The sequence below is a fragment of the Brachybacterium tyrofermentans genome, assembly GCF_039526165.1.
Taxonomy (GTDB): domain Bacteria; phylum Actinomycetota; class Actinomycetes; order Actinomycetales; family Dermabacteraceae; genus Brachybacterium; species Brachybacterium tyrofermentans.
Genome location: NZ_BAAAIR010000004.1, coordinates 40,992 through 55,347, shown reverse-complemented (window position 1 = coordinate 55,347; position 14,356 = coordinate 40,992). Strand labels below are relative to the sequence as shown.

The window sequence follows — 14,356 nt, the reverse complement described above, 5'->3', positions numbered from 1 at the left end:
AGGCACGTCGGGGGAGGCGTCCTCGGTCGGGCGGGGCAACTACAGTTGAGGGCGTGTACGAAGGCATCGTCCAGGACCTCATCGACGAGCTCGGCAAGCTGCCGGGCATCGGCCCCAAGTCGGCTCAGCGGATCGCATTCCATCTGCTGGACGCCGACGACGCCTCTGTGCGCCGGCTCGCCGAGGTGCTGGTGACCGTCAAGGACACCGTGCGCTTCTGCGAGATCTGCGGGAACGTCTCGGCCGACGAGACCTGCAGGATCTGCGCGGACCCCCGTCGCACCAGCGAGATCATCTGCGTGGTCGAGGAGTCCAAGGACATCGTCGCGATCGAGAAGATCCGCGAGTTCAAGGGCCGCTATCACGTGCTCGGCGGGGCGATCGACCCGATCGGTGGCGTCGGCCCGAACGATCTGCGCATCACCCAGCTGATGAGCCGCCTGGGGTCGGGGGAGACCCAGGAGGTCATCCTCGCCCTGGACCCCAACATCGAGGGCGAGGCCACGGCCGCCTACCTCTCTCGGCTGCTCGGACCGCTCGAGCTCACCGTCAGCCGTCTCGCCTCCGGCCTGCCCGTCGGCGGCGACCTCGACTACGCCGACGAGATGACCCTCGGCCGGGCCTTCCTGGGCCGTCGCACCGTGTGAGAGTCGAGCTGGAGCCCCGATGACTTCCCCGTACTCGCAGGCCCTGCCGCCGCTGACCGACCTGCCGGCTCCCCGCGAGCTGCCCCGCGAGGCGACCCACCTGGTGCCCCCGGCAGAGATCATCGCCGACTCGAAGTCCGCGCTGCGTCGCCGCCTGCTGCGGATCTCCTGGGCCCCGGGACTGCTCCTCCTGGGCCTCTGGTACGTGCTGCTGGTCCTGTATGTCGTCGGCGCGTCGCCGACGTTCTGGTTCCTCACCCTCCTGGTCTCCCTCGGGGAGCCGGCGATGCTGCGGGCCACCACCGCCCAGCTCGGCTTGACCGGCGGTGGCCTCTGGGCGGCGTTCTTCCTGCTCCCGCTGTTCGCCACCGTGGTGAGCCTGGCCGTCACCGCACTGGCGCCGAGCGCGATCGCGGGCATGGATCCCCGGCGTCACCTCAGCGAACGCGGATTTCAAGCAGACGTCGCCACGCGGATCACCGCCTTCCTCCTGGGCCCGAGCGTCCTCGCCGTGGCGGCGCTGCCGCTCAGCGTCGCCGTCGGGCTCCCGCAGCCCTGGAGCGGACTGGGCGCGGGTCAGCTGATGGCCTGGACCCTGGCCGTCGGCGCACTCCTGCTGGCCTGGATCCTGGTGCGCCGCACGGTGAGCGCCCCGACGGTGCTGGGCATCGAACCGGCCGCAGCCCTGGAGACCACCGGGCGCCTGGACCGTGACCCCGTGACCCGGCGAGCCGCCGCCGCGCAGGTGCTCGGACAGGACCGTCGGCACCTGCCCCCGAACCCCGGCACCGCCGCCGCCCGGCGCGCCCTGACCCCGCGCGGCGCCCTGACCTCGCTGGCCCTCATCACCCGCGCCTCCCTGACCTGGGTGGCCCCTGCCGCCGCGGGCCTCGGCGTGATCATCTTCGGGATCGCCGACGTGGTCATCACCTTCAACGGTCTCCTGCAGAGCGATCTGGTCCAGGTGCGCTCCGCGCTGCGCTGGCAGATGGTCGCCGTGGGCGTTCCGGTGCTCGCCCTCGTGGCCCTCGCAGTGGCGTTCGCGCCCGGTCTCGCCGTGCTCGCCGCCGCGGGGCAGCGGAGCGCCGTGATCGATCAGCGCACCTATTCGTCGTGGGAGCACCGAAAGCGGGTGAATCCCTGGGAGGCGCTGGTGGTGGCGCTGACCGGCTGGTTCAGCGCCGCGCTGACGCTGCTGGGACTGGTCCTGTTCGCCGTGGTGCTCGCACTGCTCGGGGCCGCCACCGCGCTGGCCTGGGTGTGGATCGTGGTGGGCGGCCTGACGCTGATCCCGCTGCTGGGCGCCGGGGCGTCGGCCGCGATGCGCCGGGGCCTGCGCGATGTGCTCTACGGACCGGCCGGGGACTACATGCGTCGCGAGACCCCGCACTCGCTGGTCGCCCCCGACATCGGTACCCGTGCCCAGCGGGCCGAGGACCCGGCGGTGCGGGCCGAGCAGCGCCGTCGCCTGCAGGCGCAGGGCGGCGACCACGCCCTGGCGATCTTCGACCTCGACGCCTCCGGGGAGCGGCTCTGGGTCGACGACAGCGCCCCGGGGGCGAAGGACACCGCCGTGCGGCAGGCGGACCTCGCCGCCGGGACCCTGCCGGACTTCGGCGGCGAGGGCTCGCCCTTCACCCGCGGGGACGGATCCGGCGACGGGCCGCACGGGGCCGACGGGCAGGACGGTCGCCATGGGATCCCGGACTCGATGACCGGCCTGCGCGAGCGCTGAGCCCGTCGCCCGTCGTCCCCGCAGATCAGGCGATCCGCGTCCCGGCGCCCAGGCGCTTGATCGGCACCGCCAGGCGCAGCACCGACACCGCCAGGGAGATGAGCGCGACGATTCCCCAGGCCGCCATGCCCATCGGCCACATCGGGATGCTCGTCGGCGTCCCGAGGTCCTCCGGATAGTTCTCGTCCTCCGGATCGCAGTTGTTGTAGTCCGACGGGTGCGGAGGGCTCGAGACCTCCCGCATGCCGAACTTGATGATGGTCAGCGCGTCCGGCGTGCGGCCGTCGTCGAACTGGTCCCAGTCCTGGTCCACGTCGATCGTGGGCGCCGTCTCGGCCAGCATGATCAGCGGGTTGGGCCACATCACGGGCTGGGCGAGGTCCATCCGCCACACGGACCGGGTCCTGGTCTCGGCGACGCAGATCCCGGTGTCGGTCGAGGTCTCGTAGTCGAACTCGGTGTGGTAGGTCGTGACCTCGCGCTCGGTGGTGAGGAACGTGGCGGAGATGCCCCACAGGATCGGACCCACGATGGTCACGCCGAACACCAGCACGTAGGCGAGCACCACCGAGCCGAGCTGGCGCTGGGTGATCGCGGACAGGCCCAGGCCGAGCGCGGTCACACAGAACGTCAGGAAGCAGATCATCACCACGACCCGCAGCAGGTAGAGCACGCTGACGTGCCCGAGCAGGGCGAGAGGCAGAGCCGACGGCATCGCCAGGACCATGAAGGCCAGTCCGGTGAGGATCCCCGCCAGCAGCTTGCCCAGCACGATCTCGATCGGGCTGAGCAGGCTCGCCTGCAAGGTGGCGAGGGTGCCGGCGGTGCGGTCCCCGTTGATCGAGCCAGCGGACAACGCCGGCGTGACCAGCAGCATCGCGATCAGCACGAGGACCATCTGCAGGCTGAACATCACCCGCGCGACCGGTGCGACCGTGACCCATTGGGAGGTGTACAGGGCCGGGGCCAGGGCGAGCAGGCCCAGCCCCAGCAGCACCACGGTCCACACGCCGAGCGCGACGTACCAGCGCACGGAACGGATCCGCTGCCGCAGCTCGAGGGCGGTGACCAGCCACAGTCCGCGCGGCCGGAGGGAGAAGGTCCCGTTCCTCATCAGAGCGCTCCTTCACGGTTCGCGGCGTCGGTCGCCAGGTAGGCCGCCTCGAGGCGGCCGGTGGCCGGGCCGAAGGAGACCACGGCGGCGCCCTTCGCGGTGAGGTCGGCCAGGAGCCGGGCGGCGGTGGCCTCATCGGGCAGATCGACCACCGTCTCGGCGTGGCCGCTGGTGGTGTGCGCGGGATCCACGACCCCGTGGTGATGCACCCTGAGCTCACCCAGGGCCCGCGACAGGGAGCTCGCATCGAGCGACTCGACCCGCCAGGGCCTGGGCCTCGCGGCGAGGTCGCGCACGCTGCTGGAGTCGACGACATGACCGCCGTCGAGGAAGACGACGTGATCAGCCATCTCCTCGAGCTCGGTGAGGATGTGGCTGGAGACGAGCACGGTGGAGCCGTTCTCGGCGACCTCCCGCACCACCTTCAGCAGTCGCCGGCGGGAGGCCGGGTCGAGGCCGGAAGCCGGTTCGTCGAGGATCAGGATCTGCGGACCGTGCACGAGGGCCCGGGCGAGGCCCAGGCGCTGCTTCTGGCCGCGGGAGAGCACATGGGCAGGCTGCTGGGCCAGCGGAACCAGGTCCATGAGCTGCAGCAGCTCCTGCACCCGGGTGCGCACCTGGGCGGTGGGCAGGAAGTACGCCCGTCCCATCACCTCGAGCACCTCGGCCACGCGCAGCGAGTCCCAGGCTCCGAACTGATCGGGCATCCAGCCCACCATCGCGCGCACCGCCGGCGAGTCCTGGGACGGATCGATGCCGTGCAGCAGCACGCGTCCCTGGTCCGGGGCGAGCAGCGAGGCGAGCATCAGCATCAGGGTGGACTTGCCCGAGCCGTTGGGGCCCACGAGCGCAGTCACCTTGCCGCGGGGCGCCACGAAGGACAGGTCCCGTACGGCGTGCACCGATCCGAAGGAGCGGCTGACGTGCTCGCAGACGATGCCGGCGCCCTGCTGAGAGGGGTGGACCAGGCCGCCCGGGTGGCTCTGGCCGCCTGGCTGGTGCTGGGCGCCCGGGTGGTGCTGGGCGCCCGGACCCGGGGCCGTGAAGGCACTGTCGGGACCCGGCCTGCTGTTCGGCTCCCCCGAGCCGGACGGCGACGGCTGCGTCGAGTCGTAGTCGTATCTGTCCATCTGCGCTTCCCCCTATGGAACCCGGCGGTTCCCCCGGCCGGGGACGCATTCTGCGTCATGACCACAGCGTGCCACGGGGTGACCTGCACGGAGAACGTTTCAAGGGGCACGTTCCGGACACGAATCGTGGGGACATCGTGAAGGGGGCGGTGACGAGGCGTCGGCCCGAGCGACCAGCCGCCGGGCGGAGCAACCGAGCGCCGGGCAGCGCGCCCCGGCACCCGGCAGAGCAACGGGGTGGGGCCCACCGCTGCCGGCGAGCCCCACCCCGAGGCGTGGTGTCAGTTGGGACTGCTCACTCGGACATCGCCTTGTTGCCCTCGTCCTGCGCCTGCGGGATGCCCTCCTCGGCGGTGAGGCGGCCGATGAAGACCTCCTGGAAGATCGGGATCGCGGCGGTGAGCCCGGCGTTGGCGCGGGCACCGATGTCCGCCTCCGCGGCATTCTTCGCCGCGTCGACGAACACGCTGACGTCGATGCCCTTCTCCTCCCAGAAGGAGAGGAAGGCATCCTGCGCGTCGACGTGCGCGGGGAAGGAGACGCCCTTCTCGGCCAGCGGCAGCTGACCGTCGAGGCTGCCCAGCCAGGTCAGCAGGGCGGTGATGCCCTCCTGCTGCTCGTCGTCGGCCTTCGCGTTGCCCACGGCGACCACGCCGTGCACGAGCGACTTCGCGCCCTCGGGACCGGCGACCGGGGCCGCGAGCGCCCACTCGAAGGAGTCGGCCACGCCCTCGGCGATCGCCGAGAGGTTGTACGGACCGGACTGGAACAGGCCGAGCTTGCCCTGGATGAACAGGTCCTTCGTGAAGTCGCCGTTCTCGTTGGTGTCCGCCGCGCTCGGGGCGATCTCCGCGACGTTGACCAGGTCGGCCATGTACTGGAACGCCTCGATGCCCTCGGGGGAGGCGAAGGTGTACGTGTTCTCGTCCTGCCACTGCGCGCCGTTGGAGGCCAGCATCGGGCCGATGATCGCCTGCCGGTCGGCCTGCGAGTTGAAGCCGAACTGCTCGCGGGCGTCGGCGTCGAAGCCGTCCTCGCCGGGGTGCTTGCCGGCCTTGTCGAGCGTGAGAGCCTTCCCGGCGTCGCGCAGCTCGTCCGTCTCGGCGGTCGGGTCGAAAGCCAGGGCCGACGGGTCCACGCCGGCCTCCTCGACCAGGGCCTTGTTGTAGAACACGGCGATGGAGTCCCAGATCTGCGGCACGCCCCAGAGGCCGCCGTCGCGGGTGTAGAGGTCCACCACGCTCTTCTCCCACTGCGCGGCGCCGTCGGGCACGACCTCGTTGATGTCCAGGAGGTCCTCGGAGTCCTTGTACAGGACGTAGTTCGCGGAGTTCATCCAGTACACGTCGGCCGCATCGCCGCTGGCCACGTCCAGCGGCAGACGGGTCCAGTAGTCGGCCCAGGGCACGAGGTCGATCGTCACGTTCCAGCCGCTGTCCGCGGTGAAGGCCTTGAACGACTCCTCGTACGCGGGCACGGCGTTCTCGTCCCAGAGGCGGAAGGTCAGAGAGCCCTTGCCGCCCCCGCCGTCCGAGCCCCCGGAACCGCCGTCGCCACCGTCATCGCTCGAGGGGGAGCAGGCGGCGGCGGTGCCGAGCAGGCCGGCGGCGGCGAAGGAGGAGAGCAGGGTACGACGCTTCAGCATGGGGGTGTCCTTCCGAGGACCGCGGACGCGGTGCAGGTGATGGCTCCATTGTGCCGCTCCGGTACGGGGACCGGTGGGGATGTCGTCGAATCGAGACGCGGTGCGAGTGCGGCCCCGGCGGGCCCGCCCCGCACGGTCAGCGGCAGGTCCGCGGCGGCAGATCAGCGCATCGTCGTGTCGCCCACGGAGCTGGTGATCTGCTTCTGGAACACGATCATGAGGATCACGAGCGGCAGCATCGCGAGGGTGGTGCCGGCCATCACCAGGGTCCAGTTGTTGTTGTACTGCGATTGCAGCGCGGAGGTCGCCACGGTGATCACCCGCCATTCCGGGCCCGACGTGATCACCATCGGCCACATGAAGTTGTTCCAGTGCGTGACCACGGTGATCAGCACGAGGGTCACGATGATCGGCCGGTTCAGCGGCACCACCAGGTGCCACAGCAGGCGCAGGGTGCCGGCGCCGTTGATGCGCATCGCGTCCATCAGCTCGCTGGGCACGCCGCGGAAGTTCTCCCGCAGCAGGAAGATCGCGTACGGCGAACCGAGCACGAACGGGAGGATCAGCGCCCAGAAGGTGTTGCGCAGGCCCATCTCGCTCATCATCAGGTACAGCGGCACCACCACGACCACCTGCGGCACCATCAGCGTCGCGATGTACACCCAGAACAGCAGGTCACGGCCAGGGAAGCGGAGCTGGGCGAAGGCATAGGCGGCGAGCACCGAGAACACCATCTGCCCCACCAGGATCACGGCGACCATCTGCACGGTCACCGCCACCGGGGTCACGAAGCCGTCCGCCGAGGTGAACAGCTCGATGATGTTGTCGATCACCGGCGGCGCGGGGATCGCGAGCGGCCCTTCCTGGGCGAACTGCGTGCTCGAGGTGAACGCCGTCATCACGGAGAACAGGAACGGCCCCAGGGTGAGCACGGCGGCCACGGCGAGCACCACGTAGGTGCCGGCGTAGCCCGCGAGCGTGCGTGCCTGCATCGAGCCGGTGCTGCGGGGCCGACGGGGCCGATGGGGCCGTGCGGGGGTGGCGGATTCGGTAGGGGTGTCGGGAGTGGTCATCGTCGTCCTCCTCTCAGCTCATGTCGTAGGTGATGCGGCGGGCGAAGTAGCGCTGCTGGATCAGCGTGATGACCACCAGCAGCACGAACAGGATCACCGCGACGGCGCTCGCGCGGCCCAGGCTCGAGGAGGTGAACGCCTCGTGGTAGACCAGCGAGGCGATGACCTCGGTGCGGTGCTGGGGCCCGCCGCCGGTGAGCGCGAAGACCATGTCGAACACCTGGAAGCTCGCCACCACCTGCGTGACGGCGAGGAAGAACGTCGTCGGCCGCAGCAGCGGGATCGTCATGTACCGCATGGTCCGCCAGGGGCCCGCGCCGTCGATCCGCGCCGCCTCGTAGATCGAGCCGGGGATCCGGGACAGACCCGCCTGGAAGAACAGCGAGATGTAGCCGACGTTCTGCCAGATCGCCACGAACGCCACCGCGGGCAGCGCCAGGCTCGGGTCGGTCAGCCATTCGATGCGCACCCCGAGGATCTGGTTCAGCGCCCCGACAGACGGCTGGAAGATCCACTTCCACACCACGCCGAGGGCGAGCGGCGCGCACACCCACGGGATCACCACGATCACCCGCACGATCGCCGAGCCCGGCAGCGCCCGCACCAGCTGCGAGGCGAGTGCGAGGCCGAGAGCGAGGGAGACCGGCACCGAGATCAGCGTGAACAGGGCGGTGACGATCAGGGAGTTCAGCAGCGCCCCGTCCGCCAGCAGGGAGGCGTAGTTGTCCAGGCCGATGAAGTCGCGCGTGCCCAGCAGGTCCCAGCGGAACAGCGAGACCACGAAGGCGAGCAGCACCGGCAGGATCAGGAAGGCGGTCACGCCGATCAGGCTGGGCGCGATCAGCAGCCATCCCAGCAGGGGCCGACGGGCGTTCATCGGCTCTCCCCTCGAGGTGCGGACTGGCGAAGATTCACCAGGTCACGGTATAGCAGGTGAGGGCCGGACGGCAGGTGGGGCACAGGGCAGCGGGTGCGGCACGAGCGGGGTCGCGGCACGGACGACGGGCGGCGGGCGCGGCACGGCCGGCAGGTGGGGCACAGGACGGCGGGCGGGGCAGGGGATGACGGGGACCCCGGCCCGACGCGCACGGGCCGGGAGGAGCACGAGGTGGCTATATCGCCAACTCACCTCACCATCGGCCCGTCCGTGTCGTCGGCCCGTCCGCCCGCGACTCCCGCCCCCCTGGGCCGTCCACCCGCGACGCCAGCCCCGCCTGCGGCGCCCGCCCCGCCTGCGACCGTCCGCGCCGCCCGGTGGTGATCGCCGTCCCGGGGCCCGCTGCTCGATTACGCTCGTCCCATGAGCTCAGCGACGGAATCCGCAGGCGCCGACGCGCCGGTCACCGACCCCCACGCCAGCATCTACGACCACGGCTTCGTGCGCGTGGCCGCGGTGACCCTCCCGGTCGCGCTCGCCGACCCCGCCACCAACGCCGAGCGCCACCTCGAACAGCTGCGCGACCTGCACGACCAGCAGGTGGGCCTCGCCGTGTTCCCGGAGCTGTCGCTGACGGGGTACTCGCTGGACGACCTGGTGATGCAGGAGCCGCTGCTGGACGCCGCCGAGCAGGCCGTCGCCACGCTGGTCGAGGCGAGCCGCGAGCTGCTGCCGATCATCGTGGTCGGCGCCCCGCTGCGCGCCCGCGACCGCTCCCGCATCTTCAACTGCGCCGTGATCATCCACCACGGCGAGATCCTCGGCATCGCCCCGAAGCAGAACCTCCCCACCTATCGCGAGTTCTACGAGCGCCGCTGGTTCGCCCCCGGAGATGACGCCGACGGGGTGTTCGTGCGGATCGCCGGCGAGGACCACGAGCTCACCCCGCACTCGATCATCACTGTCGACGACGTGCCGGGCCTGCGCCTGTTCGTCGAGATCTGCGAGGACATGTGGGTGCCGGTGCCGCCGTCGGCCGAAGCCGCGCTCGCCGGCGCGACCGTGATCGCGAACCTGTCGGGCTCGCCGATCACCGTCGGCCGCGCGGAGGATCGCAAGCTGCTCGCGCGCTCCGCGTCGGCCCGCTGCCAGGCGGCGTACATCTACGCCGCCGCCGGCGAGGGGGAGTCCACCACGGACCTCGCCTGGGACGGGCAGACCTTCGTGTACGAGTGCGGCGACCTGCTGGGGGAGTCCGAGCGCTTCCCGCAGGGGCCGCGCGCCACGATCGTGGACGTGGACCTGGATCGGATCGTCGCGGAGCGCCGCCGCCAGAACACGGTCGACGACAACCGTCGCACCCACGCCGAGTCGCTCGAGAAGTTCTCGACCTGGCACGAGGCCCGGCTGTTCGGGCCGTTCGCCGAGGACTTCGAGGACATCGATGAAGAGGACTTCGACGACGCCGACGACGTGGCCGCGCGTCCGCATCCGACGACGGGGACGCTGCGCCGGCCGCTGCACCGTTTCCCCTTCGTGCCCGACGACCCCGCGCGCCTGGCACAGGACAGCTACGAGGCGTTCTCCATCCAGGTCGCTGGGCTGGTGCGTCGGCTGAGCGCGATCGGCGGCGACAAGCCCGGCGGCACGCGCCCCGTGCTCGGCGTCTCCGGCGGTCTGGACTCCACGCATGCGCTGCTGGTGTGCGCACGGGCGATGGATCAGCTGGGTCGCGACCGCTCAGAGATCCTCGCCTACACGATGCCAGGCTTCGCGACCACGGAGCACACCCGCTCCAACGCCGAGCTGCTCTCGCGGGCGATCGGGGCGAGCTTCGAGACGATCGACATCCGTCCTGCCTCCACCCAGATGCTGAAGGACATGGGGCACCCCGCCGGCAGCGGCGAGGAGGTCTACGACGTGACCTTCGAGAACGTGCAGGCCGGCATGCGCTACGACTACCTGTTCCGCCTCGCGAACCATCACGGCGGCATCGTGGTGGGCACCGGCGACCTCTCCGAGCTGGCGCTGGGCTGGTGCACCTACGGCGTGGGCGACCAGATGTCCCACTACGGCGTGAACGCGGGCGTGCCCAAGACGCTGATCCAGCACCTGATCCGCTGGGTCGTCGCCGAGGGCCTGTTCGACGACGCGACAGGAGACCTGCTGCAGGCCGTGCTCGACACCGAGATCTCCCCGGAGCTGATCCCCACCAAGCCGGGGGAGAAGGCGCAGTCCACCGAGGACTCGATCGGCCCCTACGCGCTGCACGACTTCACGCTCTACCACCAGCTGCGCCGCGGCTACGGCCCCGCGAAGATCGCCTACCTCGCCCACCAGGCCTGGGGTGATCTCGACGCGGGCGAGTGGCCCGCCGGATACACCGAGGGCGACAAGCGCTCCTACACCCGCGGCGAGATCAAGCACTGGCTGACCGTGTTCACCCGTCGCTTCTTCTCCAACCAGTTCAAGCGCTCGGCCATGCCGAACGCCCCGAAGGTGCTGGCCGGCGGCTCGCTGTCTCCGCGCGGGGACTGGCGGATGCCCTCGGACGCCACGAGCAAGGCCTGGATGGCCGAGCTCGAGAACGAGGTGCCCGGAGACTGACGCGCCCAGCGACGTCAGCAACCCATCGACGTCAGCAACCCCATCGACGTCAGCGACCCATCGACGTCAGCAACCCCATCGACGTCAGCGACCCATCGACGTCAGCGACCCATCGACGTCAGCGACCCATCGACGTCAGCAACCCCATCGACGTCAGCGACCTAAGCGACGTCAGCGGGGCAAAGTTGGGGGAATCGACTGGCCATTCCCCCAACTTTGCCCCGCTGGCGCTGAGTTCTGGCGCTGAGTTCTGCCGCTGACGACAGGGTGCGCCGCCCGCTCGCCGCCTACTTCACCGCGCCCATGGACAGGCCGCGCACGAGCTGCTTCTGGGCGATCCAGCCAGCCAGGACCACGGGCAGCGAGGCCAGCACCGAGGCGGCGGCGAGCCGTGCGAGGAACAGGCCCTCCGAGGTCATGGTCGACATGAGGAAGATCGGCACCGTCGCGGCGTTCGCGGCGGTGAGGTTCAGAGCGAAGAAGAACTCGTTCCAGGCGAAGATCACGCAGATCAGCGCGGTGGCGGCGACGCCCGGCGCGACCATCGGCAGCAGCACCGTGCGCATGGTGCGCAGCAGCGAGGCCCCGTCGATCGACGCCGCCTCGAGCACCTCGCCGGGCACCTCGAGGAAGAACGAGCGCATCATCCACACCGCGATCGGGAGGTTCATCGCCGTGTACAGCACGATGAGGGTGAGGATGTTGTCGAGCATCCGGATCTGGCCCGCGATCACGTAGATCGGCATGATCACCGCGACCACCGGCAGCATCTTCGTGGAGATGAAGAAGAACAGGAAGTCCTGCGTGCGCTTCACCGGCCGGATGCTCACCGCGTAGGCGGCGGGCACCGCGAGCACCAGCACGAGCAGCGTCGAGCCGACGGTCGCGATCATCGAGTTCAGCAGGTACGAACCCGCCCCGGAGGAGCCGATGATCGAGGCGTACTGGTCCAGCGTGGGCGTGAAGAAGAAGGTGGGCGGGTTCGAGGCCGCCTGGCTCTCCTGCTTGAAGCTGGTCAGCACCATCCACGCCACCGGGGCGAAGAAGATCAGGCCGGCCGCCCAGGCCAGGATGGTCAGCAGGATTCCGCCGGTCCTGCCCTGGGCTCGGCGCGGGCGGATCGGTGCAGCGGAGCGCGTCCGGTGCGGGGCATCAGCGGTGGCGGTGCTCATGACTCCGTCCCCTTCCGGTCTGTCCTCACGGGTCGTCGACGAAGGATGCTCATGACTGCTCCTTGGAGTTGATGCTGGTGAAGATCAGGCGCAGCGCGAAGGTCGCGATCACGATCGTGGCGATCACGGTGACCACGCCCATCGCGGCGGACTGCCCGATGTCGAAGCCGAGGAACGCGCGCTGGTAGATGTAGAACGGCAGGTTGGCGCTCGCGGTGCCCGGGCCGCCCGCGGTCATGAGGTAGATCTGGTCGAAGGTGTTCACGACGTAGATCGCGCCCAGGAGCACCGACAGCTCGAGGTAGAACCGCAGGTGGGGCAGGGTGATGTGCACGAAGGTCTTGCCCGGGCCGGCGCCGTCCATCGAGGCGGCCTCGAGCACGTCGCCGGTCTGGGACTGCAGGCCCGCCAGGAGCAGCAGCATCATGAACGGCGTCCACTGCCACACCAGCGCGATGATGATCGAGACCATCGGGAACTGACTCGTCCAGTCCACCGGAGAGATCCCGACGGTCCCGATCAGCCAGTTGACCAGCCCGTACGTCGGATCGAACATCGAGATCGACCACAGCATCGCCCCGGCCACCGGCATGATGAGGAACGGCGTGATCAGCAGGGTGCGGATGAAGCCGCGCCCGAAGAACTTCCGATCCAGCAGCAGCGCCAGGCCCAGCCCCAGCAGGAGCGAGACGACCACGCAGCCCAGCGTGAACAGGATCGAGTTCAGTGCCGCGGTGCGGAACGTGGAGTCGACGAAGATGTCGAGGTAGTTGCGCAGTCCCACGAACTTCTCGCCCTCGGGGCGCAGCAGGTTGCGTGAGCGCAGCGAGTACCAGATCGTCAGCAGGAACGGGATCTGGGTGCAGATGACCACGAACAGGAAGGCGGGCATCAGCGGGAGCCGACGCCGCCAGGCCTCGGCCTTCGAGTACTCGCCGTCGTGCGGGGCACGGTCGCGCGGCTTCTGGGCCGACGAGGTGCGCGGTGCGTCCGGTCCGCGGCCGACGGGGGTGTCAGTGGCTGTGCTCATCGGTCCCTCTCCTCCCGCTCTGTTCTGGTGCTCTTGGTGCTCTTGGTGCTCTCGGTTCGTCGTCGCGAGGTCGTCATCGTTCAGCCCTCCCAGCCGTAGGTGCGGGCGACCGATTCGGCGAACCCTTGGGACTGCTTCAGCGCCTCGTCGACGCTCTTCTGCCCGGCGATCGCGGCGGAGAACTGCTGGCCCACGCGCGTGCCGAGGTCCTGGAACTCGGGGATGACCACGTTCTGGAGCCCGTCGTACGGGACCTCCACGGTCATCGAGTTCTCCTGCGTCGAGTTCTCCATCGAGTCGAGCGTGGGCTTCGCGTAGTTCTTCGAGAGCTCCGCGTACTCGGGGATCTCGTAGGTGGACAGGCGGGAGCCGGGCGGGAGCGCCTCCCAGCCCACCTCGTTGCCCACGAGCTGGAAGTAGTCGGGATGGGTCATCCAGGCGATGAACTCCCAGGCCGCGTCCTTCTTCTGACTGGTCTCGGGGATCGCGAGAGCCCACGAGTACAGCCAGCCGGCGTAGGGCGTCTCGAGCGTCGGCCCCAGGGCGTAGCCGGTCTTGCCGACCACGGTGGAGGAATCGGGGTTCTCCACGCCGGAGACCATGGAGGAGGCGTCGAACCACATGGCGGCGTTGCCCTGGCTGAACCGGGTGAGGCACTCGCCGAAGCCGGAGGTGGCGGCGCCGGGCTGCCCGTAGGAGCGCAACGTGTCCACGTACATCGAGACAGCGTCGTGCACCTCGGGTGAGCTCAGCTGCGGGGCCCAGTCCATGTCGAACCAGCAGCCGCCGAAGGTGTTGATGACCGTGCTCATCGGCGCGAGGTTCTCGCCCCAGCCGGCCAGACCGCGCAGCGCGATGCCGCTCATGCCGGCGTCGGGGTCGTGCAGGGTCGAGGCGAAGTCGCGCACGTCGTCCCAGCTGGGGTGCTCCGGCATCGTCAGACCCGCCTCATCGAACAGGTCCTGGCGGTACACGAGGAACGCGCTCTCGCCGTAGAAGGGCACCGAGTACATGGAGCCGTCCACGGTGAGAGCGTCCTTGATGGTGGGCACGAAGTCGTCCGGCGCGTAGCCATCGGTTTTCGCGATGTAGGGCTCGAGGTCGGTGAGCCAGCCGTTGGGCGCCCACAGCGGGGTCTCGTAGTTGGAGATCATCACGACGTCGAACTCGCCGCCGCCGGAGGCGACCGACGCGGTGATCTTCGCGCGCGCCTCGTTCTCGGGCAGGGACACGAACTGCACGTCGATGTCGGGGTGCTTCTGTGTGAAGTCGTCGATGAGGCTGATGGCGTCCTGCATCTGCGGGTTCGAGACGATCGCGACGACG

11 protein-coding genes are annotated in these 14,356 nt (G+C 69.9%); 3 read left to right on the top strand and 8 right to left on the bottom strand.

Annotation, left to right across the window (positions count from 1 at the left end):
* The first annotated feature begins 53 nt into the window (after positions 1 to 53).
* Positions 54 to 647, top strand: a complete 594-nt coding sequence (gene recR, locus ABD093_RS00915; protein WP_193119164.1) for a recombination mediator RecR — start codon at positions 54 to 56, stop codon at positions 645 to 647.
* Between the two features lie 19 nt (positions 648 to 666).
* Positions 667 to 2,382, top strand: coding sequence for a hypothetical protein (locus tag ABD093_RS00910; RefSeq protein WP_343921960.1), 1,716 nt, complete (start codon positions 667 to 669; stop codon positions 2,380 to 2,382).
* A 25-nt stretch (positions 2,383 to 2,407) separates the two neighbouring features.
* On the opposite strand, the gene ABD093_RS00905 is transcribed toward ABD093_RS00910, so the two are convergent.
* From ABD093_RS00905 to ABD093_RS00885, 5 genes are all read right to left on the bottom strand, one after another.
* On the bottom strand, positions 2,408 to 3,496 hold the full coding sequence (locus tag ABD093_RS00905; protein WP_193119166.1) for an ABC transporter permease: 1,089 nt from the start codon (positions 3,494 to 3,496) through the stop codon (positions 2,408 to 2,410).
* The gene (locus ABD093_RS00900) at positions 3,496 to 4,626 is read right to left on the bottom strand and encodes an ABC transporter ATP-binding protein (RefSeq protein WP_343921959.1); all 1,131 of its coding nucleotides are present in this window, start codon (positions 4,624 to 4,626) and stop codon (positions 3,496 to 3,498) included. The genes ABD093_RS00905 and ABD093_RS00900 overlap by 1 nt, the downstream gene beginning before the upstream one ends.
* Positions 4,627 to 4,921: 295 nt before the next feature.
* Entirely contained in the window at positions 4,922 to 6,271 is a 1,350-nt protein-coding gene (locus tag ABD093_RS00895; protein WP_343921958.1) for an extracellular solute-binding protein, read from the bottom strand.
* A 161-nt stretch (positions 6,272 to 6,432) separates the two neighbouring features.
* Positions 6,433 to 7,344 carry a carbohydrate ABC transporter permease gene (locus ABD093_RS00890; protein WP_343921957.1) on the bottom strand — a complete coding sequence of 304 codons (912 nt, stop codon included), beginning with the start codon at positions 7,342 to 7,344 and terminating at the stop codon, positions 6,433 to 6,435.
* Positions 7,345 to 7,357: 13 nt separating this feature from the next.
* On the bottom strand, positions 7,358 to 8,221 hold the full coding sequence (locus ABD093_RS00885) for a carbohydrate ABC transporter permease (RefSeq protein ID WP_343921956.1): 864 nt from the start codon (positions 8,219 to 8,221) through the stop codon (positions 7,358 to 7,360).
* Between the two features lie 423 nt (positions 8,222 to 8,644).
* On the opposite strand from ABD093_RS00885, the gene ABD093_RS00880 reads away from it, so the two are divergent.
* A complete protein-coding gene (locus ABD093_RS00880) occupies positions 8,645 to 10,828 on the top strand; it encodes an NAD(+) synthase (RefSeq protein ID WP_343921955.1) in 2,184 nt (727 codons plus the stop codon).
* A gap of 287 nt (positions 10,829 to 11,115) precedes the next feature.
* Here the strand turns inward: ABD093_RS00880 and ABD093_RS00875 are convergent, their stop codons facing one another.
* From ABD093_RS00875 to ABD093_RS00865, 3 genes are all read right to left on the bottom strand, one after another.
* Positions 11,116 to 12,000 carry a carbohydrate ABC transporter permease gene (locus tag ABD093_RS00875; protein ID WP_343921954.1) on the bottom strand — a complete coding sequence of 295 codons (885 nt, stop codon included), beginning with the start codon at positions 11,998 to 12,000 and terminating at the stop codon, positions 11,116 to 11,118.
* A gap of 49 nt (positions 12,001 to 12,049) precedes the next feature.
* Positions 12,050 to 13,030, bottom strand: a complete 981-nt coding sequence (locus tag ABD093_RS00870; protein ID WP_193119172.1) for a carbohydrate ABC transporter permease — start codon at positions 13,028 to 13,030, stop codon at positions 12,050 to 12,052.
* An 80-nt stretch (positions 13,031 to 13,110) separates the two neighbouring features.
* Positions 13,111 to 14,328, bottom strand: coding sequence for an ABC transporter substrate-binding protein (locus ABD093_RS00865; RefSeq protein ID WP_226850918.1), 1,218 nt, complete (start codon positions 14,326 to 14,328; stop codon positions 13,111 to 13,113).
* Positions 14,329 to 14,356 lie beyond the last annotated feature (28 nt).

Bases quoted from the DNA above. Each gene is read 5' to 3' on its own strand.
- ABD093_RS00910 (WP_343921960.1), top strand. From the start codon at position 667: ATGACTTCCCCGTACTCGCAGGCCCTGCCGCCGCTGACCGACCTGCCG.
- ABD093_RS00905 (WP_193119166.1), bottom strand. From the start codon at position 3,496: ATGAGGAACGGGACCTTCTCCCTCCGGCCGCGCGGACTGTGGCTGGTC.
- ABD093_RS00900 (WP_343921959.1), bottom strand. From the start codon at position 4,626: ATGGACAGATACGACTACGACTCGACGCAGCCGTCGCCGTCCGGCTCG.
- ABD093_RS00895 (WP_343921958.1), bottom strand. From the start codon at position 6,271: ATGCTGAAGCGTCGTACCCTGCTCTCCTCCTTCGCCGCCGCCGGCCTG.
- ABD093_RS00890 (WP_343921957.1), bottom strand. From the start codon at position 7,344: ATGACCACTCCCGACACCCCTACCGAATCCGCCACCCCCGCACGGCCC.
- ABD093_RS00885 (WP_343921956.1), bottom strand. From the start codon at position 8,221: ATGAACGCCCGTCGGCCCCTGCTGGGATGGCTGCTGATCGCGCCCAGC.
- ABD093_RS00880 (WP_343921955.1), top strand. From the start codon at position 8,645: ATGAGCTCAGCGACGGAATCCGCAGGCGCCGACGCGCCGGTCACCGAC.
- ABD093_RS00875 (WP_343921954.1), bottom strand. From the start codon at position 12,000: ATGAGCACCGCCACCGCTGATGCCCCGCACCGGACGCGCTCCGCTGCA.
- ABD093_RS00870 (WP_193119172.1), bottom strand. From the start codon at position 13,030: ATGAGCACAGCCACTGACACCCCCGTCGGCCGCGGACCGGACGCACCG.
- ABD093_RS00865 (WP_226850918.1), bottom strand. From the start codon at position 14,328: ATGCAGGACGCCATCAGCCTCATCGACGACTTCACACAGAAGCACCCC.